This window comes from Pseudoduganella sp. OTU4001 (genome assembly GCF_038440195.1).
GTDB lineage: Bacteria > Pseudomonadota > Gammaproteobacteria > Burkholderiales > Burkholderiaceae_D > Rugamonas.
Window position 1 is genome coordinate 58,066 of record NZ_JASATG010000010.1, and the last position, 20,383, is coordinate 78,448.

Here is a 20,383-nt window from a genome sequence, read left to right on the forward strand (position 1 = left end):
TTAGACCGCGTCGGCGCCGGTTTCGCCGGTGCGGATGCGGATCACCTGCTCAATGTTCTGCACGAAGATCTTGCCGTCGCCGATCTTGCCGGTGCGGGCGGCCTTGATGATCGCGTCCACGGCGGTATCGACCACGCTGTCATCCACCACCACTTCCACCTTCACCTTCGGCAGGAAATCGACCACGTATTCCGCGCCGCGATACAGCTCGGTATGGCCCTTCTGGCGGCCAAAGCCCTTCACTTCAGTCACGGTCAGGCCGGTCACATTGACTTCGGCCAGCGATTCGCGCACTTCGTCCAGCTTGAATGGCTTGATGATGGCGGTAATTTGCTTCATTGCGTTCTCCTTATAGTGGTTAGGCGTCGGGCACAGTCTTCAGGTTTTCCAGCCAGGCAGCGGCCTCCGAATCGCTCGGGGCACGCCAGTCGCCACGCGGCGACAGCGAACCACCGCCGCCGACCTTCGGCGCATTCGGCACGCAAGTACGCTTGAACTGCGAAGTCTGGAAGAAACGCTTCAGGAAAATGCCCAGGTTATGCTTGATATCTTTCAGTTCGTACTGGTTACGCGCGACATGCTCGTCTTCCGGCCACAGGCCGACGTCGCGGTCCTTCCAGGCATGGTGCGCAAGGAAAGCCACCTTGGCCGGCGCAAAGCCGAAACGCAGCGTGTAGTAAAGGTTAAAGTCCTGCAGCTCGTACGGACCGATCACGTTCTGCGTGATTTGCGCTGGCGCTTCGTCGCCCGCCTTGCCCGGCACCAGCTCGGGGCTGATTTCCGTGTTCACCACCGCCAGCAGCACGCTGGAATTGACGTCGCCGAACTGCTTGCTCTCGGCCACCCAACGCACCAGGTGCGTGATCAGGGTCTTCGGCACGCTGGCGTTCACGTTGTAGTGGGACATGTGGTCGCCCACGCCGTAAGTGCACCAGCCCAGCGCCAGCTCGCTCAAATCGCCGGTGCCGATCACGATGCCGTTGTGGTGGTTCGCCATGCGGAACAGGTGGTTGGTGCGCTCGCCCGCCTGCACGTTTTCGAAAGTGATGTCGTATTCTTCCTTGCCTTCGCTGTACGGGTGGCCGATATCCTTCATCATCTGGATGCAGCTTGGGCGGATATCGATCTCCAGCGCCGTGCAGCCGACGAACTGCATCAGCGCCCGCGCCTGGTCCAGCGTGCGGGTGCTGGTCGCGAAGCCCGGCATGGTGGCGGCGATGATATTCGCGCGCGGCAGGCCGAGACGGTCCATCGCCTTAGCGCAGACCAGCAACGCATGGGTCGAATCCAGGCCGCCCGAGACGCCGATCACCACCTTCTTGATGCCCGACGAGGACAGGCGCTGCACCAGCGCGCTGACCTGGATGTTGTATACCTCCATGCAGCGCTTGTCGCGCAGCGCCGGGTTGGATGGCACGTAAGGGAAGCGCGCCACATTGCGCTCCAACGGCAGCACGCGGTGCGTTGGCAGATCGACCGGGAAGCGTACGGTGCGGAACTGGCTCGCTTCGTTCTTGTGGCGGCGCATGGAGTGGCCGAAAGTCGTGGTGCGCATGCGCTCGCGCGACATGCGCTCCAGGTCCACATCCGCAAAGATCATGTGCGATTCATCGGCAAAGCGCTCGGACTCGGCTAGCATTTCGCCGTTTTCGTATATGAGGGCCTGACCATCCCAGGCCAGGTCGGTGGTCGATTCGCCGCGGCCGGCCGAAGAATACAGGTAAGCCGCGATGCAGCGCGCCGACTGCTGGCCCACCAGCTGGTGGCGGTAATCGGACTTGCCGACCAGGACATTGGAAGCGGACAGGTTCACCAGCACCGTCGCCCCGGCCAGGGCGGCGAAGGACGACGGCGGGATCGGCACCCACACGTCCTCGCAGATCTCGACATGGAATTTAAACAGCGGCAGGTTTTCCAGCTCAAACAGCTGGTTGGCGCCGAACGGCACCTGTTGGCCCAGCAGCGTGACCTCGGTGGACACCGCCTCATCGGCCGCGCTGAACTGGCGCGCCTCATAGAACTCGCTATAGTTCGGCAGATAGGACTTGGGCACTGCGCCGCGGATCGCGCCGCCCGCCACCACAATGGCGCAATTAAACAGCTGATGGTCCACGCGCAGCGGCGCCCCCACCACCATCGCCGCCGGAATCCGGCGCGACGCCTCAACCACCGCCGCCAGCCCCTGTAGCACGGTATCCAACAGCGCCCGCTGGTGGAACAAGTCATCGCAGCAATAGGCCGACAGCCCCAGCTCCGGGAACGCCACTAGCAGCGCCCCCTTCGCCGCCGCCTGCTCCGCCAGCGCAATAGTCTGCGCCGCATTAAACAGCGGATCAGCCACCCGGCAGCGCGGCACGCCAACCGCCACCCGGGCAAAATCATGGTGGTACAAATTATGGAACGAGTGCGTCATAGCTGAGCCAAGCCAATAGTGATGGCGAAGATTTTAACATTGCCAGAAATGTCCATTGTGGGGTCAGGAACAAATATGGACATTTCTTCCGCCACAGCAAAATTTGTCCACTTTCGTTCCTGACCCCAATGTCGCTAGAATGGCCGGATGGAATACCGTACCAGCGTCATATCGTCGCTTTCAGATGTCGCGCCGGCCGAGTGGGATCGGCTGGCGGAGGGCAACCCCTTCCTGTCGCATGCTTTCCTGCACGCCCTGCACGAATCCGGCAGCGCGGCGGCGGAAACCGGCTGGCAGCCGCAGTTTTTGGCCGTCCATGCCGGCGGGGAGCTGGTGGCCGCCATGCCGCTCTACGTCAAATCGCATTCGTACGGCGAGTATGTGTTCGACTGGGCCTGGGCCGATGCCTACCACCGCAACGGCATCGAGTACTACCCCAAGCTGCTATCGGCCATCCCTTTCACGCCGGTCACCGGCACCCGCCTGATGGCGCGCGATCCGCAAGCGCGTGCGGCCTTGCTGGCCTTCCTGTGCGAGCAGCAGCTGGCGGCCGCCATGTCCTCCACCCACATCCTGTATCCGCCGCAGGAGGAAGCCGAGCAACTGGCGGCTGCCGGCTTCATGCTGCGCAGTGGCGTGCAATTCCATTGGCTGAATCAGGGCTATCAGAACTTCGATCAGTTCCTGCAAACGCTGGAACACAAAAAACGCAAAAACATCCGCGCCGAACGCCGCAAGGTGCAGGAGGCCGGCATCACCATGCGCCAGCTGCGTGGCAGCGAGGCGACCGAGGCGGACTGGCGCTTCTTCCACCGCTGCTACAGCAACACCTACGCCGAGCACCGCTCCTCGCCCTACCTGAACCTGGATTTCTGGCTGCGCCTGGCCCGCAGCATGCCGCAGCACCTGCTGCTGGTCCTGGCCGAACGCAATGGCCAGCCGGTCGCTTCCTCGCTGGTGGTCTATACCAGCGACACGCTCTATGGCCGCTATTGGGGCGCAATGGAACACATCCCCTGCCTGCACTTCGAGACCGCCTATTACCAGCCGCTTGAATTCTGCATCGCCAACGGCATCGGCACGTTTGAAGGCGGCGCCCAGGGCGAGCACAAGATGGCGCGCGGTTTCCTGCCGCAGAAGACCTGGTCAGCACACTGGCTGGCCCACCCTGCCTTCAGCGATGCGGTCGAGCGCTTCCTGGAGCGCGAAGCGGGCGGTATCGACGCCTACCTCGACGAACTAAACGAGCGCACGCCATTCCGCAGTTAATGTTTGCTGCGGCGGCGCTAGTGTACACTTAGGCGAGGCCCCATGGCCGCCACAAGGAGCTGCATCATGTGCGCCCACCGCAACACGACGGAACTCGAACGCAGCCGCTTCAGGCAGCACGGCAACGCTGATGTCACTTTCGACGGACGGAGCATGCGTGCCGAATCCACCGGCCCATTCAATGCCGAACATATTGAGGCCTCCGAGCTGACCATTCGCGACCTGCTCGCAGCCTGCCCGCCCAATGGCCCTTACGTGCAACTGATACGCGTCCACGAAAGCGCCCTGTTCAGCATGGATCTCGAAGCGGCGCTCAGGCGCATGATCGAGAACCTGCGCGCAGACGGGATACTCAGCGCTGCCGTCGCCGCAGTGGACGAAGAAGGATGCGATGGCTTTGGCCTGATGTTTCCGCGCTATGCGGCGATCTATGCGTCCTACGGCATCCCGGTGCGGGACTTCACCAGCTATGCCGCCGCAGAAGCCTGGCTGGAAAGCGTGCTGGCGGCAGCGGGAAAATAAAAAGGCGCCTGGGCGCCTTTTTTGTATCGCGATTACTGCTTCTTGGCTTGCTCTACGCCGTGCAGGATTTCCTTCTTGGCTTCTTCCGGGCCGTACCAGCCGTCCACTTTCACCCACTTGCCTGGCTCCAGGTCTTTGTAGTGCTCGAAGAAGTGCTGGATCTGCTGCAGGCGCAGGTCCTGCAGGTCTTCCGGCTTCTGCCAGTGCTTGTAGATCGGCAGGATCTTGTCGACCGGTACCGCCAGCACTTTCGCGTCTTCGCCGGATTCGTCGGTCATCTTCAGCACGCCGATAGCGCGGCAACGCACCACCACGCCCGGGATCAGCGGGAATGGGGTGATCACCAGCACGTCAACCGGATCGCCGTCGTTGGACAGGGTGTTCGGGATGTAGCCGTAGTTGCATGGGTAGTGCATGGCAGTACCCATGAAGCGGTCGACGAAGATGGCGCCGGATTCTTTGTCCACTTCGTACTTGATCGGATCCGCGTTCATCGGGATCTCGATAATGACGTTGAAATCGTTCGGCAGGTCTTTACCAGCCGGTACTTTGTTCAGGCTCATGTTTTTCCTCGGATTATTGCAATTTGGAACAGTCTAACCTTGCAATTATAACGAAGTGCGCGCCGCTTGTGCGGCGCAGCACCCGTTTTACAGGATAGTCGCCAATGCGCACTGGCGATAGTGGTTCGCCGCTTCTTCCGGCTGGGACAGCGCTTCATGCATCTGCGCCAGCTTGAGGTGGGATTCGCGCACCATGCGCGGTTCGGAGGCGTCGGACAGGGCTTGCTCCAGGTAGCGCTGGGCCTTGCCCCACAATTTCTGCTTCAGGCACAGGGAACCCAGGGTCAGCGTCAGTTCGGCGTCGTTCGGGCGCTCGCGTACCCAGCCTTCACAGTGTTCGATTTGCACCAGCAGTGCAGCGGAACCACTCGGCGCGGCGGCTTCGCGGTAGGCGCGCACCACACGGTCGTCCCAATTGGCGGCCAGCGCTTCTTCGCACACCACGCGGGCGTCGTCGTGCAGGCCGCGTGCGTTGAGGGCGGTGGCGGCACGGCAGGCGACAAATGGCTTCAGGCGGTCAGCCGTCGGGATGGTGGCCCAGACGCGCTGCAGCGACTCGGCATCGTGCGCGTTATCGTTCAGCAGGTCGTCATAGGCCAGTTCGCGCAGGCGGGCGGACAGTGCCGGATGCAGCGCCTTATGCTTGTCCAGCAGGCGCACCAGGCGCAGTACTTCCGGCCAGTTCTTGGCCTGCTGCTCGGCCTTCAGCGACCATTGCAGGGCGTGGATATGGCGGGTGCCGCTGGCATTCAGCTCCCGCACCGCTTCCAGCGCCGCTTCCGGCTGGTGGTCGTCGACCAGCAGTTCGGTGACGGTCATCAGGCGCGCGGTTTTCATGCTGTTGTCGCTGGCGATGCGGGCCAGCCACTGGTCGCGGCGGGCCTGCTGGCGCATGCGGTGGGCAGCGCGGGCGCCGATCAGGGCGGCGACACCGGCGTTCTCCGGCAGTTCGGCGGCGCGCAGGGCTGCCTTTTCGGCGTGGCCGAAGCGGCCTTCGAACAGGGCTTTCAGCGCATCGCGCAGGCCTTTATTGCCATCGCGCTCGCGCTTATGCTGGCGGTAGGCGGCGACTTTGCGCGGCATATCCACGGTAGCGTTGAACGCGCGCACCAGGAAATACACCACCATGAAGGCCGCCACCAGCAGCACCATGAAGAAATTGAGCGACAGGTCGACGCGGTACGGCGGGTAGAACAGCACCACATTGCCCGGGTTGAAGCGGGCAGTCACGGCGATACCGATGGCGGCTGCCATCATCAAAACGAGCCAAATGAAGAATCGCATTATGGCTTCGCCTTGTAGTTACGCACGGCGTTCAGGCTGTCGGCCAGGGTCGGCATTTCGATCGACAGGTTGCTGCCCTGCAGCTGGCGTAGCAGCTGCTGCGCGGTCTTGGTCTGCGCCGCCTTGGTGTCGAAATAGCGGGCCAGCGATTCCTGGGCGGCCAGCAGGTCGGCGCGGAAGGCGGCTTCGTTGCGCGACAACAGGGCCATGCGGGCGTTCAGCAGGCGCAGTTTCAGGTTCTCGCGCAGGAAGTAGGCTTCTTCCGGCGCCATCATGATGGCGTCCGGGTTGTCGACGCGGCGCACGCGGATCAGGGTCGTGAACTCGGTCCACATATCGCTGCTCCACTCTTGCCAGACCGCCTTGGCGCGGCTGCCCCAGCCCTCTTCCTCGGCGGCCGGCGCGGAGGCGGCATCCTTGGCTTTGACTTTGCCGTGCGCTGGCACATGGGCCTTGCGCACCGGCGGCGCGGCGGGAGTTGGCTTGGCGTCGGACATCATCGGCAGGCCGTCGACCTGGGCGATCACGTTATCCAGGCGCACCGCCAGGCCGACCGAATCGACGTTCGGCAGCGCCTTCAGGCGTTCGATATCCTTCGCGATGGCGCGGCGGATCGTGATGAATTGCGGCTTGTCGGAACGCGACAGGCTGCGGTCGGCGTTCTGCAGCGCGATCAGCGCGCCCGGCACGTTGCCGGCCAGTTGCAGCTGCTGGCTGGCGGTGGACAGCACTTGCTCGATTTCGGCCAGCGCCCACTCGTCGCGGTTCTTCGACATGTCCTGGTACAGCTGCTCCAGCGCCATCTGCTGCGCCTGGGCTTCCTGCTGGCGGTTTTCCAGCACGCCCAATTTGAGCTGGAGCTCCTTGGTGGTTTCCTGCACGCCCTTGGCCAGCTGGCTGGTCTGGCCGTTCAGCGAATCGCCCTGCTGCAGGCGGCGCGCCATCTCCTCACGCAGGCGGAACACCTGGTTCTTGGAATAGAAGGCTTGCGCGGCCAGCAGGATGCCAAGCACCACCACCGCAATCGTCAGCGGCTGGCGCAGCGCGTCACGCTCCGCGGCCGGCGGGGTCGCTGGCGCGGCAGGAGCGGCTGGGGAAGGTTCGACGGCCGGCGCGTTCTGCGGAGTTGGCGGGACGTCTTTATTGTCAGTTTGATTAGGCAAATCGTTCATGGACGTGATTGTAACGCGGCGAGCACCCGTTCGTCGCCTGAACCTGTCAGGGTCACATTCTGGCATCCCAATTCGCGTGCGGTGTCGGCAATGCGCGAATGGGGGACGATCAGGTGCTGATGTTGCAATGATGCAACGATTTTCACATTATTTAATTGTTGTAGCAAGCCGATAAGGCCGCGCAGGGCTTCGGAGCTGGTGATGATCCATTCGGCGTCGGCGTCGATCAGGGCTCGCAGGCGGGCGGCCAGTTCGGGCGTCAGCTGCGGCACGGCGCGGCGGTAGGCGGGCAGCACGGTCACTGCGGCGCCGGCGGCGCGGAAGGAGTCGGCCATCAGCTCGCGGCCGGATTCGCCACGCACGATCAGGACTCTGGCGCCGCGCAGGGCGCTCAGGTCGAGCGCTTGCAGCAGGTGTTCGGTGTCGCTGTGCGCGGGATCAGCGGGGCAGTCGATCTGGCTCGCGGGGACGCCGCGTGCGATCAACGCCTGGCGGCTGCCCTCGCCCACCACGGCGGCGCGCAAGCCTTCCGGCCAGCCAGGAATATGCGCGAAGGCCGCATCCACAGCGTTTGGCGACACGAAGGCGACCAACTGGTAGTCCGCCAGCCCGGCCAAGGCGGCGCGCAGGGGCGCCTGGTCCGGCAACGGCGTAATTTCCAGCAGCGGCAGCACCTCCACCGCACGCCCAAGCGCGCGGATACGCCCAGCCAGCGGCTCGGCCTGCGCGATCGGACGGGTAAGAACGACTGGCCGCGACATCAGCACATCAGGGTCAGACCCTTGGGTCTGACCCTGGTTTACCGGTTTTAATGGGTTAGCCGGCACAAACGCGGCACTTACGCCGACGGCGCAGCGTTCGGATTCATACCGTCAGCCTGCTCGGTCAGGCAGACAGCGAGAATGGCCTCCGCATCCTGCGCGCGCAGCTGCTCGGCGACTGCCGCACCCAGCGACTCCGCATCGGCAGCGGCGCCATTAATCTCAGCGCGCGCAACACGGGTGCCGTCAGGGGTGGCAACCATGGCGCGCAGATGCATCTGCCCGCCATCGACGGTCGCGAAGGCCGCCAGCGGCACCTGGCACGACCCGCCAAACACCTTGGACACCTTGCGCTCGGCGGCAACTGCCTGCGCGGTCGGCAAGTCATTCAGCGGCGCCAGGATCGCCTTCAAATCCAGGCCATCGTTACGCTCGGCGATCTCGATCGCCATCGCACCCTGCCCTGCAGCCGGCAGCGAATCCTCCGGCGACAGCAGCGATTTGATGCGCTGCGGCAGACCAAGGCGCTTCAGGCCGGCGGCAGCCAGGATAATGGCCGCATACTCACCGCGATCCAGCTTGCCCAAACGGGTATCCAGATTGCCGCGCAGCGGCTTGATCACCAGATGCGGGTAACGCGCCGCGATCAGCGCCTGGCGACGCAGGCTGCTGGTGCCGACAATCGCGCCAGCCGGCAGCTCCGCCAGCGAACCGAAATCGTTGGAAACGAAGGCATCACGCGGGTCTTCGCGCTCCAGCACCGCCGCCAGGGCGAAACCTTGCGGCAGCTCCATCGGCACGTCTTTCAGCGAATGGACAGCCAAATCAGCCCGGCCCTCCTCCATCGCCACTTCCAGTTCCTTCACAAAAAGGCCCTTGCCGCCGACCTTGGACAGCGCGCGATCCAGGATCTGGTCACCCCGGGTTGTCATGCCCAGGATCTCAATGCTGCACTGCGGATATAATAAAGACAAGCGCGCACGGACATGCTCCGCCTGCCACATGGCGAGGCGGCTTTCGCGCGATGCGATCACCAATTTGGAAGGGAGCTGTTGGGCCATTTCAGGAGTATTCAAAACCAGTTCTTTCGCTGTTGCTAGCGCCAAACCGGCGTTCACCAGTTTATTGCGCATGATTAGGACCACAAATTTTAGCATGCGCGCCCTATGCAGACCGTGGCCACAAGCCTTTTGCACGACCATTCTTATCTTTTGACTGATTAACTATGGCAAATCAAGTAAGTGCAACAGACGAACACCAGAGCGCCGATAAAGACGCGCCGTTGAAAGAAGATATCCGCCTGCTGGGCCGCCTCTTGGGCGAAGTCCTGCGGGAGCAGGAAGGCGAAGAAGTATTCGCCGTCGTAGAGACCATCCGCCAGACCGCAGTCCGCTTCCGCCGCGAAGCCGACGCCGGCGCGGCCAAGGAACTGGACGGCATGCTGAAAATCCTGACACGCGAGCAAACCATTACGGTGGTGCGTGCTTTCTCCTATTTCTCACACCTGGCCAATATTGCGGAAGACCAGCACCACATCCGCCGCCGCCGCGCGCACCTGATCGCCGGCTCGGCTCCGCAAAAGGGCAGCATCAGCTTTGCGCTCGACAAGCTGAAAGAATCCGGCGTCGAACTCGACACCGTGACCAGCTTCTTTAAAGAAGCCCTGATTAGCCCCGTCCTGACCGCGCACCCGACCGAGGTGCAGCGCAAGTCCATCCTGGACGCGGAACACGATATCGCCCGCCTGTTGGCCCAGCGCGACCTGCCGCTGACGCCGAAGGAGCGCGCCACCAACCTGCACATGCTGCGCGCCCGCATCGCGACGCTGTGGCAGACCCGCATGCTGCGCTACTCCAAGCTGACCGTGGCGGACGAAATCGACAACGCCCTGTCCTATTACCGCATCACCTTCCTGCGCGAGCTGCCGGCCCTGTACGACGATATCGAATCCGAGATCGCCGAGCACTATGGCCAGGCCGCGCCGGCCGCCATCGACGCGTCCTACGTGCAGATGGGCAGCTGGATCGGCGGTGACCGCGACGGCAACCCGAACGTCAACGCAAGCACCATGCAGCACGCGCTGGAACGCCAGGCCACCACCATCCTCGACTTCTACCTCGACGAAGCCCACGCCCTGGGCGCCGAGCTGTCGGTGTCGACCCTGATGATTGGCTGCTCGCCGGAGCTGCAAGCCCTGTCCGACGCTTCCACCGATACGTCGGACCACCGTTCGGACGAGCCATACCGCCGCGCCCTGATCGGCATCTACGCCCGCCTGGCCAGCACCGCGCGCGCACTGGGCGCCACCAACATCCTGCGCAAGGAAGTGGGGCACGCCGAGCCTTACGAGTGCCCGGCCGACTTCTCGGCTGACCTGCAGGTGCTGATCGACTCGCTGGACGCCAATTACGGCTCCGTGCTGGCGCGCCCACGCCTGACCACCCTGAAGCGTGCCGCCGACATCTTCGGCTTCCACCTCGCGTCGCTGGACATGCGCCAGTCGTCCGACATCCACGAGCGTGTGCTGGCCGAACTGTTCGCCAAAGCTGGCGCGCAGGCCGACTACGCGGCGCTCGACGAAGCGGCAAAGGTCAAGCTTTTGCTGGCCGAGTTAGCGCAACCACGACTGCTTTACTCGCCGTATATCGAGTATTCGGACGAAACCACGTCCGAACTGACCATCCTGCGCACGGCGCGCGATATCCGCCAGCGCTATGGCAAGCGCGCCATCCGCAACTACATCATCTCGCACACCGAGACCGTGTCCGACCTGCTGGAAGTGTTCGTGCTGCAGCAGGAAACCGGCCTGCTGCGCGTGAATGCGGACGGCGAGCGCACCTCGGACCTGATGGTGATCCCGCTGTTCGAAACCATCCCTGACCTGCAGCGCGCAGCCGGCATCATGGAAGAATTGATGGCCGTGCCGCTGGTGAAGTCTCTGATCGCCAAACAAGGCCAGATCCAGGAAGTCATGCTGGGCTACTCCGACTCCAACAAGGACGGCGGCTTCCTGACCTCGAACTGGGAACTGTACAAGGCTGAACTGGGCCTGGTCGAGATCTTCGCCAAGGCCGGCGTCACGCTGCGCCTGTTCCATGGCCGCGGCGGCACCGTCGGCCGCGGCGGCGGCCCAAGCCACGAAGCGATCCTGGCGCAGCCGAAAGGCACCGTCAACGGCCAGTTGCGCCTGACCGAGCAAGGCGAAATCATCGCCTCCAAGTTCTCCAATGCCGAAATCGGCCGCCGTAACCTGGAACTGCTGGTTTCCGCCACGCTGGAAGCGAGCCTGATGCCGCCGCCGGCCGATGCCTGCCACGGCCCGCGCCTGGCCGGTTTCGAAGCCGTGATGGCCGAGATTTCCGAGCTGGCCTACAAGGCTTACCGCAACCTGGTGTACGAGACTCCTGGTTTCACCGACTACTTCTTCTCGGCCACCCCGATTGCGGAAATCGCTGAACTGAACCTCGGTTCGCGCCCTGCTTCGCGCAAATCGACGCGCCGCATCGAAGATTTGCGCGCCATTCCGTGGGGCTTCAGCTGGGGCCAGTGCCGCCTGCTGCTGCCGGGCTGGTACGGTTTCGGCTCCGCCATCGGTTCCTGGATCGCCGGCGGTCCACGCGACGAGCGTGTAGCGCAACTGCGCGACATGTTCCAGCACTGGCCGTTCTTCGCCACCTTGCTGTCGAATATGGACATGGTGCTGGCCAAGACCGACCTGGCGATTGCTTCCCGTTACGCGGAGCTGGTAACCGATAAGGAACTGCGCGAACGTATTTTCAAGCGCATCACCGAGGAGTACCATCACACCCTGGAATGCCTGGAGTCGATCACCGGCACGCAAGACCGCCTGGCTGGCAACCCGTTGCTGGCGCGATCGATCACCAACCGCTTCCCTTACCTCGACCCGCTCAACCACTTGCAGGTAGAGCTGATCAAGCGCCGCCGCGCGCTGGGTAATGAACAGGACAAGGCGGACCCGCGCGTCAACCGCGGCATCCACCTGTCCATCAATGGTGTCGCCGCCGGCTTGCGCAATACCGGCTGATGCCCGTAGCACGGCCCGGCCGCACGCCGGGTCGTGTGCCACTAACAGGAGTTTGTATGTTTCGCTCGATGCTGCTTGCTGCCCTGATGCTCCCCGCCATCGCCTTCGCTGAGGACCAGGTGCGCAAGCTCGATACCTTCTACGGCATCAACGTAAAAGGCCCGGTCAACATTTTCGTCGAAGTCGGCAAGCCGCAAGGTGTCACCATCAGCGGCGACGCGGAGTTCATCCGCTGCGTCAACACCGTGGTGGACGGCGGCGTACTGCGCCTGGTGTACGAATCGGAGAAGGAAAAAGGCGTCACCATCAAGGACAGCCAGAAGATCACCATCACCGTGCCGGCACTGACCAGCTTCCGGGTGTTGGGCGCGGGCGTGGCGCGCGTCAACAACATCGCCGGTGAACGCATCGACATGAGCTTTGAAGGCGCTGGGGCCTTGTTCGCCAGCGGTAAAGTAAAGCTGCTGCGCCTGAAGGGCCAGGGCGTGGGCGAGGTCAACACCAAGGACTTGGTGACCGAACGCGCCGACGTGAACTTCAACGGCATGGGCGACGTCCATGTGCATGCCACCGATACCCTGAACCTGGTGGTCCAGGGCATGGGCAACTTCAAGTACTACGGCAACCCGAAACACGTCAACAAATCGGTTTCGGGCCTGGGCAGCGTCAGCGCTGGCAAATAAGCCTTGCGTGTGGCAGCTCGCGGGTTGCCACGTATCCCATCGAGCGGTACAGCGCCTGCGCACGGGCGTTGGCCGCGCCAACGTGCAGCATGGGATTTACCCCCTGCTGCTGCATCCCGTACATAATGTATTCCACCAGCCGCCGCGCATAGCCGCGCCCTGTGAATTCGGGGTGCGTGCAGACGGCGCTCACTTCGCGCATGTGGCCCAGGTCCATGCGCTCCCCGCTCAACGCGACCAGACGGCCGCCTTCATCGTGGATGCCGGCGTACTTGCCCATTGCGCCGGTGCGCTTGCGGAAGTATCCGGGGAAAGCGAGGTCGGTCAGCTCCACCATGGCCGGATCGTCGGCGGCCAGCACGCGGATCGCGGCAAGCGCCTCGGCGTCAGGCGCAGCGACAGGGCCGCCCTGGTAGACCATCTGCAGCACGCCGGACAGCGGCTGCAGCGTCCAGCCCTCCGGCAGTGCCGGCATGGCGCCGAGGAAGTAGTAGCTAGCGTCGGCGATGCCGGCCAGATCCTCCGCGCGCAGCGGCACGCCCTGCTCCGCCACCGCGCAGAACGGCGCCACATCGGCCGGATAACGCCGGGCCACGCCGGTCGGAATGCTAAAATGCTGCTGCGCCGAATTCAGCGCAGCCCAGATCGGGTTTTCCAATTCCTGCATGTCTCATCCAATGTCTAATTTACCTACCTGCCCAAAATGCCAGTCCGAGTATACCTACGAAGACGGTGAAAACTACGTTTGCCCTGAATGCGCCTTCGAATGGCCGAAGCAGGCCGCCGAAGCAGCCGGCGAGGTGGCGCGCGTCTACCGCGACGCCGTCGGCGCAATCCTGCAAGACGGCGATACCGTCACGGTGATCAAGGACCTGAAACCAAAAGGCTCCGGCGGCGTGATCAAGCAAGGCACCAAGGTAAAGAACATCCGCCTGGTCGACAGCGACCACGATATCGACTGCAAGATCGAAGGTTTCGGCGCCATGAGCCTTAAATCGGAATTCGTGCGCAAAGTCTGACCGGGCGCTCGGTGACAATTTATGTATATTTTTTAGTAAGCTTCAAGTTATAGTCTCGGAATAATTCTCATTTAATTCCGGAGACGCCACCGATGAAGCTTGCCCCACTGGCCTTTACCCTCTTGCTCACCCTGACGGGGACAAGCCATGCCGCCGGCCCAATGGGAGAAAGCAAGACCGAATCCAGCACGATGACCGGGGTGAATGCGGCAGGCGAATGGGTTGGCGAGATCAAGGAGGAGGACGGCCGACGCCGCGCCGTCCTGATGTCGCAAGGCCGCCGCATCGAGATCGGCACGCTGGGCGGCAGCGACAGCACCGCCAACGCCATCAACAACCAGGGCACCGTCACCGGCGGCGCCCTCACCGCCGGCAATGCCTGGCACGCCTTCCGCTACGACGAAGCACGCGGCATGCGCGACCTCGGCACACTGGGCGGCAGCAGCAGTGTCGGTACCGCGATCAGCGAGGCAGGCCACATCGTCGGCTATGCCGATACCGAAGACGGCAACTACCACGCCTTCGTCGACAACGGCATCGCCATGCTGGACCTGGGCACCTTCGGCGGCAAGAACAGCTACGCCACCGCCGTCAACTCCAATGGCTACGTGGTCGGCGCCGCGCAGCTGCCGAATGGCTACCGCCGTGCCTTCCTGTATAAGCCGGGCAGCGGCATGATCGAGCTGCCGACGCTGGGCGGCCGCATCAGCGTCGCCACCGCCATCAACGAGGCCGGCATCGTGGTCGGCGCCTCGGAGACTGCCGACCAGGGCTGGCACGCCTTCATGTACGACGGCAAGCGCATGATCGACCTGGGCGCGATGCTATCGCGCGGCTCCAGCTTCGCAAACGGCATCAACGCCAATGGCGACGTGGTTGGCACGGTCAAGATCAAGGGTCACGACGCACCCCACACCTTTATCTACCGCAACGGGCGCATGCAGCTGCGCTTTGGCCCGGACAGCCTGTATGTCACGCGCGATATCACCGATGACGGCAATGTGATCGGCGCCACCTACACCGGCCACGTGCTGAAGTCCGGCACGGTCAATGCCGACCGCCTGAGGCACCGCCTTGGATGGGACGCCTGGATTACATTGCTGGCATTGGGTAGCCTGATCGTGTATGCCGGCTTCAAAGCGCATGCCCGCATCCGCAAGGGCATCGATTTCAAACTTATGTTCCTGTCGGTGGCATGATGCGCGCGCTGCTCCTGTGCGCTGCCCTGCTGGCAGCAGGCCCCGTAGCGGCTGGTCCGTTTGGCGGTTCGATCTCAGAGTCGGTGGTCGCCAAAGACATGAACGGCAAAGGCGAATCGGTATTCGAATCGGTCACCGATATCGGCTACCGCACTGCTTTTCTTCGTTCCGGAGGCCTGCGCTACGACATTGGCACTTTCGGCGGCCGTGAAAGCATCGCCGCCGCCATCAACGACGCAGGCTGGGTCACCGGCTCTGCGCAGACCGCCAGCAACCAGTGGCGCGCCTACCGCTTCCACAAGAACAGCGGCCTGCGCCAGCTCGACACGCTGGGCGGCCAAAGCAGCACCGGCACCGCCATCAATGAACACGGCCACGTGGTCGGCCATGCCGACACTTACGGCGGCAATTACCACGCCTTCTTCGACAATGGCGACGGTATGCTGGACCTGGGCACCTTCGGCGGCAAGAACAGCTACGCCCTCGGCATCAACAAGCACGGCGCGGTAGTGGGCGCCGCCGACCGCGCCAACGGCTTCCGCCTGGCCTTCGTGTACAAGCCCGGCATCGGCAAGATCGAGATCCCTGACGTGGGCGAGCGCCACAGCATCGCCACCGGCATCAACGACCATGGCGTGGTGGTCGGCACCATGCAGATGAAGAACCACACCTGGCACGCCTTCAGCTACGACGGCGTGCGCACGGTGGACCTGGGCGCCATGACCGGCAACGGCTCCAGCATGGCGACCGCCATCAACAACCGGGGCGACATCGTCGGTAATGTGCGCTATCCGGACAAGGACAATCCGCTGACCTTCATCTACAGCAATGGCAAGATGCAGGTGCGCGATACCTACGGCAAGCTGGACCTGGCGCGCCGCATCACCGACGACGGCCAGGTGATCGGCGCCAACATGATCCGCCACCAGATGCAGGCCGCCCGCGTAGCGCGCGACAAGGCCCGCTCGCTCGACCCGCTGTCACTGGCCGACCAGCTGACCTATGCGTTCTACGCCGTGCTGGCGACCTTTGTCCTGTATAAGCTGCGCCAGCACTTCCGCGACGGCATAAGGTTCGGCGTGAAGTTTCTTTCGTTTGCCTGAGGCGTGTAACGTTATGTTTCCCGGCCGCCGCTAGCGCCTTTGGCCGTGGAATACTGATGCCTCTTAAACCTACAATTAGAGACTCGGAATGAAGAAATACCTGCTCCCAGCCCTGCTGCTGGCGGCCAGCAGCGCCGTGGCCCAGGACAAGCCGGCCGCCGACGCGGCCAAGCCTGCAGGCGACCGCCCTGCCGACACCAAAGCCTACGACCGCGTCCTGAAGGCCGAATCTGCCGTCACCAAGACCAGCACCGTCACCATCAAGGGCAAGCAAGTGCCCTACAAGGTCACCGCCGGCACCCAACCGGTCTGGGACAAGGATGGAAAAGTCGTTGCGTCCCTGTTTTACACCTACTACCAGCGCACCGATGCCGGCGACAAATCGCGCCGCCCGCTGGTGCTGTCGTTTAACGGTGGTCCAGGCTCGGCCTCGGTGTGGATGCACATCGCCTACACCGGTCCAAAAGTGCTGAACGTCGATTCCGAAGGCTATCCGGTGCAGCCCTACGGCGTGAAGGATAATCCGCACTCCATCCTGGACGTGGCGGACATTCTCTACATCGATCCGGTCAACACCGGCTTCTCGCGCGTGCTGGACCCGAAAGCCGACCGCGCCCTTTTCTTCGGCGTGAATGCCGACATCAAATACCTGGCCGACTGGCTGCAAGCCTTCGTCTCGCGTGAAGGCCGCTGGACCTCGCCCAAGTTCCTGATCGGCGAAAGCTATGGCACCGCGCGCGTCTCCGGCCTGGCGCTGGAGCTGCAGAATGCCCATTGGATGTATTTGAACGGCGTGGTGCTGGTGTCCCCGACCGGCCTTGGCCTGAAGCGCGAAGGCCCGGTCGGCCAGGCGCTGTCCCTGCCCTACTACACCGCAGCGGCCTGGTACCAGAAAGCCCTGCCGGCCGACCTGCAGCAGAAGGATTTGAAAGACGTGCTGCCCGAGGCCGAAGCCTTCGCGGTCAACGAATTGATGCCGGCGCTGGCGCAAGGCGGCTTCCTGCCACCGCAGCAGCGCAGCGCGGTGGCCGCCAAGGTTGCGCGCTACGCCGGCCTGTCGGAAAAAATCGTCATGCAGCACAACCTGAGCGTCCCGGTCGGCACCTACTGGAAAGAGCTGATGCGCGACAAGGGCTACACCATCGGCCGCCTCGATTCGCGCTATCTGGGCATCGATAAGAAGGATGCCGGCGACAAGGTCGATTACAACGCCGAGCTGACCTCCTGGCTGCACTCCTTCACCCCGGCCATCAACTACTACCTGCGCGATGTGCTGGGCTACAAGACCGACCTGACCTACAACATGTTCGGCAACGTCCACCCGTGGGACAACAAGGACGACAACACCGGCGAGAACCTGCGCCAGGCCATGGCCGCCAACCCTTACCTCAAGCTGCTGGTGCAAGCGGGCTACTTCGACGGCGCCACCACCTACTTCGACGCCAAGTACACCATGTGGCAGCTCGACCCGAGCGGCCGCATGAAGGACCGCATGCGCTTTGAAGGCTACCGCAGCGGGCACATGATGTACCTGCGCGCGGAAGACCTGGTGAAATCCAACGACGACCTGCGCGACTTCATCCAGAAGGCGCTGCCGGCCGCCGGCGTCCCCGCCAAGTACTGACGAAAAAAAAGGGAGGCATCTGCCTCCCTTTTTATTTTATTTCTCCGTCAGGAACGTCTTCAGCTTGTCCGAACGCGAAGGCTGGCGCAGTTTGCTCATTGCCTTGGCTTCGATCTGGCGGATACGTTCGCGAGTCACGTCGAACTGCTTGCCCACTTCTTCCAGGGTGTGGTCGTTCGACATCTCAACGCCGTAACGCATACGCAGCACCTTGGCTTCGCGCGGAGTCAGGGAGTCCAGCACTTCCTTGATCACGTTGCGCATCGAAGCGTGCAGCGCGGCGTCCAGCGGCGCCAGCGTGGTGTTGTCTTCGATGAAGTCGCCCAGCTGGGAATCGCCGTCCTCGCCCATCGGGGTTTCCATGGAAATCGGCTCCTTGGCGATCTTCATGATCTCGCGCACTTTGGATTCCGGCATTTCCATCTTCACCGCCAGGGTAGCCATATCCGGCTCGGAACCGGTTTCCTGCATGATCTGGCGCGAGATGCGGTTCATCTTGTTGATGGTCTCGATCATGTGCACCGGCACACGGATGGTACGGGCCATGTCCGCGATGGAGCGGGTGATCGCCTGGCGAATCCACCAGGTCGCGTAGGTCGAGAACTTGTAGCCGCGGCGGTATTCGAACTTGTCGACCGCCTTCAGCAGACCGATATTGCCTTCCTGGATCAGGTCCAGGAACTGCAGGCCGCGGTTGATGTACTTCTTCGCGATCGAGATCACCAGACGCAGGTTGGCCACGGTCATTTCGCGCTTCGCGGTACGCGCACGCTTTTCGCCGGCAGCCATCTGCTTGTTGATCTTGCGCAGGTCGGCCAGCGGCAGCGCCACGCGCTCCTGCAGGTCGATCATCTTGTTCTGCAGTTCCTTGATGGCCGGCACGTTACGACCCAGCACAGCGCTGTAAGGCAGGCCGCCCGACACTTCGCCGTCCACCCAATCCAGGTTGGTTTCATTGCCAGGGAAGACCTTGATGAAGTGCGCGCGCGGCATACCGCAGCGGTTCACGCACAGCTCCAGCACGGAACGCTCGATCGAACGCACCTGCTCCATCTGGCCGCGCAGGGTGTCGCACAGCTTTTCCACCACCTTGGCAGTGAATCGGATGCCCAGCAGCTCGTTGGAGATGATGTCCTGCGCCTTCACATAAGCAGCATTGCCGTAAGCGGCCTTGCGCATCTTGTCGAACTGGGTCGAGATCAGGGCGAACTTGGCCAGCGCGTCTTCTTTCAGCTGCGCCAGCTGTTCGGTCGAGTAGCCGGCGGCGCCGCCATTGACGTCGCCGTCTTCTTCCTCTTCCTCCAGCTCTTCGTCGTCTTCCTCATCATCGGAAGCGGCAGCAGGAGCCTTCACCGGCGCTGGGGTCGGTGCGTCTTCGTTCAGGTCGACGAAACCGTCCACCACGTCGTCCACCTTCATCTCGTCCTTTTCGATCTTCTCGGCCAGGGCCAGGATCTCGGAGATGGTGGTCGGGCAAGCGGAAATCGCCTGGATCATGTCGCGCAGGCCGCCTTCGATACGCTTGGCGATCTCGATCTCGCCTTCGCGGGTCAGCAGCGCCACAGCGCCCATTTCACGCATATACATGCGGACCGGGTCGGTGGTACGGCCGAAATCGGAATCGACGGTCGACAGCGCGGTGGCGGCAGCGGCTTCCACTTCATCGTCGCTGGCGGCGGTCGGCACGTTATCGGACAGCAGCAGCGCTTCCGCATCCGGCGCGCGCTCGTACACGGCGATGCCCATGTCGTTGAAGGTCGCGATGATGCCTTCGATCGCTTCCGGATCGACGATGTTTTCCGGCAGGTGGTCGTTGATTTCTGCGTAAGTCAGGTAGCCGCGGTCCTTGCCCAGGTTGATCAGGTTCTTGAACTGGGTGCGGCGCTTTTCCAGCTCCTCCGCGTTGGCGCCATCGTTCATGCCGAAAGCGTCCAGGCCCTTGGCCTTGCGCTCGCGCGCCTTGGACGCGGCCTTCAGTTCGGCGCGTTCCACGGCGTTCAGTGCCGCCACTTCATCGTTTTCCGGGGTGAATTCGCTTGGCTTGCGGCCACGGCGGCCCGGCACCTTCACTTGCGGCAGCAGGTAGCCGGAGGTGTCGATGGCGGCCAGCACGGCCGCGTCGCGCACTTCGGTCACGGCGGCTGGGCCGGTGGTCACGGTCACCGGCGCAGGATCAGCTGCAGCAGCGGCCTTCGGCTTGCGGCCGCGCGGCTTCGGCGCGACGACCGGTGCTTCTTCAGCAACGACGGCCAGCGACACCGGCTTGGCTTCCGCAGTCTTGCGGGCGCGGGTCTTGACGACCGGTTCGGCCGCAGCTGCCACCGGCGCTTCCGCAGCCGGCACGGCGGCCAGACGGGAACGGGTTTTCTTTACAACGGTGACTTTGCCTGCTTCCTCTTGAGCGTTGTCGATCACATACGAAAGGCTGGTCTTCGGCACGGCCAGCGGAGCGCTGGTGGTGGCAGAACCAGTGGATTTCTTGGCGGACAACGTCAGGGTCTTAGGTTTCGTCATTCAATATCTCTCTGCGCATGCCCGGGGGCACGCTTAGTCAAAGGCTCGGTTGTTCAGGGATAATCGGGAAAAGAAAAAGCCCGCTTGACCGGGCTTGCTTCCGATGATTCAGTGATTAGAGAGGGCACATGCCCTGGAACTGGTCTACACAGGGCAGCGCGGCCCCGGCCGAAAACTCTTTACCAATCTGAATTCGCACTGTCCTGCAATTA

General features: G+C 63.1%; 17 protein-coding genes. 8 read left to right on the forward strand and 9 right to left on the reverse strand.

Annotated elements, in window-relative coordinates; all coding sequences use genetic code 11:
- Both AAHE99_RS11465 and AAHE99_RS11470 read right to left on the reverse strand, forming a co-directional pair.
- A complete protein-coding gene (locus AAHE99_RS11465) occupies positions 1 to 339 on the reverse strand; it encodes a P-II family nitrogen regulator (RefSeq protein ID WP_028103924.1) in 339 nt (112 codons plus the stop codon).
- Positions 340 to 358: 19 nt separating this feature from the next.
- A complete protein-coding gene (locus AAHE99_RS11470) occupies positions 359 to 2,413 on the reverse strand; it encodes an NAD(+) synthase (RefSeq protein WP_342117343.1) in 2,055 nt (684 codons plus the stop codon).
- 147 nt (positions 2,414 to 2,560) lie between these two features.
- On the opposite strand from AAHE99_RS11470, the gene AAHE99_RS11475 reads away from it, so the two are divergent.
- Positions 2,561 to 3,682 carry a GNAT family N-acetyltransferase gene (locus AAHE99_RS11475; protein WP_342117344.1) on the forward strand — a complete coding sequence of 374 codons (1,122 nt, stop codon included), beginning with the start codon at positions 2,561 to 2,563 and terminating at the stop codon, positions 3,680 to 3,682.
- A 66-nt stretch (positions 3,683 to 3,748) separates the two neighbouring features.
- Positions 3,749 to 4,204, forward strand: a complete 456-nt coding sequence (locus tag AAHE99_RS11480) for a hypothetical protein (protein WP_342117346.1) — start codon at positions 3,749 to 3,751, stop codon at positions 4,202 to 4,204.
- Between the two features lie 32 nt (positions 4,205 to 4,236).
- On the opposite strand, the gene ppa is transcribed toward AAHE99_RS11480, so the two are convergent.
- The 5 genes from ppa to hemC form a co-directional block, all read right to left on the reverse strand.
- On the reverse strand, positions 4,237 to 4,767 hold the full coding sequence (ppa, locus tag AAHE99_RS11485) for an inorganic diphosphatase (protein WP_342117347.1): 531 nt from the start codon (positions 4,765 to 4,767) through the stop codon (positions 4,237 to 4,239).
- A gap of 87 nt (positions 4,768 to 4,854) precedes the next feature.
- Positions 4,855 to 6,051 carry a heme biosynthesis protein HemY gene (locus AAHE99_RS11490; RefSeq protein WP_342117349.1) on the reverse strand — a complete coding sequence of 399 codons (1,197 nt, stop codon included), beginning with the start codon at positions 6,049 to 6,051 and terminating at the stop codon, positions 4,855 to 4,857.
- On the reverse strand, positions 6,051 to 7,223 hold the full coding sequence (locus AAHE99_RS11495) for a uroporphyrinogen-III C-methyltransferase (protein WP_446728914.1): 1,173 nt from the start codon (positions 7,221 to 7,223) through the stop codon (positions 6,051 to 6,053). Before AAHE99_RS11495 ends, AAHE99_RS11490 begins: the two co-directional genes overlap by 1 nt.
- On the reverse strand, positions 7,220 to 7,984 hold the full coding sequence (locus AAHE99_RS11500; RefSeq protein WP_342117350.1) for a uroporphyrinogen-III synthase: 765 nt from the start codon (positions 7,982 to 7,984) through the stop codon (positions 7,220 to 7,222). The genes AAHE99_RS11495 and AAHE99_RS11500 overlap by 4 nt, the downstream gene beginning before the upstream one ends.
- Positions 7,985 to 8,061: 77 nt before the next feature.
- Positions 8,062 to 9,045 (reverse strand): hydroxymethylbilane synthase, encoded by a 984-nt coding sequence (gene hemC, locus AAHE99_RS11505; RefSeq protein ID WP_342117352.1) that lies wholly within the window; start codon positions 9,043 to 9,045, stop codon positions 8,062 to 8,064.
- Between the two features lie 164 nt (positions 9,046 to 9,209).
- On the opposite strand from hemC, the gene ppc reads away from it, so the two are divergent.
- Both ppc and AAHE99_RS11515 read left to right on the forward strand, forming a co-directional pair.
- Positions 9,210 to 12,029 carry a phosphoenolpyruvate carboxylase gene (gene ppc, locus AAHE99_RS11510; RefSeq protein WP_342117354.1) on the forward strand — a complete coding sequence of 940 codons (2,820 nt, stop codon included), beginning with the start codon at positions 9,210 to 9,212 and terminating at the stop codon, positions 12,027 to 12,029.
- Between the two features lie 56 nt (positions 12,030 to 12,085).
- A complete protein-coding gene (locus AAHE99_RS11515; RefSeq protein ID WP_342117356.1) occupies positions 12,086 to 12,712 on the forward strand; it encodes a GIN domain-containing protein in 627 nt (208 codons plus the stop codon).
- On the opposite strand, the gene AAHE99_RS11520 is transcribed toward AAHE99_RS11515, so the two are convergent.
- Entirely contained in the window at positions 12,696 to 13,379 is a 684-nt protein-coding gene (locus AAHE99_RS11520) for a GNAT family N-acetyltransferase (protein WP_342117358.1), read from the reverse strand. The two genes, AAHE99_RS11515 and AAHE99_RS11520, sit on opposite strands and share 17 nt — an antisense overlap.
- Before the next feature lie 10 nt (positions 13,380 to 13,389).
- Here AAHE99_RS11520 and AAHE99_RS11525 point away from each other — a divergent pair, with 10 nt between their 5' ends.
- From AAHE99_RS11525 to AAHE99_RS11540, 4 genes are all read left to right on the forward strand, one after another.
- Positions 13,390 to 13,731, forward strand: coding sequence for a zinc ribbon domain-containing protein YjdM (locus AAHE99_RS11525; RefSeq protein WP_342117359.1), 342 nt, complete (start codon positions 13,390 to 13,392; stop codon positions 13,729 to 13,731).
- A 92-nt stretch (positions 13,732 to 13,823) separates the two neighbouring features.
- A complete protein-coding gene (locus tag AAHE99_RS11530; protein WP_342117360.1) occupies positions 13,824 to 14,930 on the forward strand; it encodes an HAF repeat-containing protein in 1,107 nt (368 codons plus the stop codon).
- A complete protein-coding gene (locus tag AAHE99_RS11535) occupies positions 14,927 to 16,033 on the forward strand; it encodes an HAF repeat-containing protein (protein ID WP_342117361.1) in 1,107 nt (368 codons plus the stop codon). The genes AAHE99_RS11530 and AAHE99_RS11535 overlap by 4 nt, the downstream gene beginning before the upstream one ends.
- A gap of 88 nt (positions 16,034 to 16,121) precedes the next feature.
- Positions 16,122 to 17,657 (forward strand): S10 family peptidase, encoded by a 1,536-nt coding sequence (locus AAHE99_RS11540; protein ID WP_342117362.1) that lies wholly within the window; start codon positions 16,122 to 16,124, stop codon positions 17,655 to 17,657.
- A gap of 36 nt (positions 17,658 to 17,693) precedes the next feature.
- On the opposite strand, the gene rpoD is transcribed toward AAHE99_RS11540, so the two are convergent.
- Complete coding sequence (gene rpoD / locus AAHE99_RS11545) at positions 17,694 to 20,171, reverse strand: RNA polymerase sigma factor RpoD (RefSeq protein WP_342117363.1); 2,478 nt, start codon at positions 20,169 to 20,171, stop codon at positions 17,694 to 17,696.
- Positions 20,172 to 20,383 lie beyond the last annotated feature (212 nt).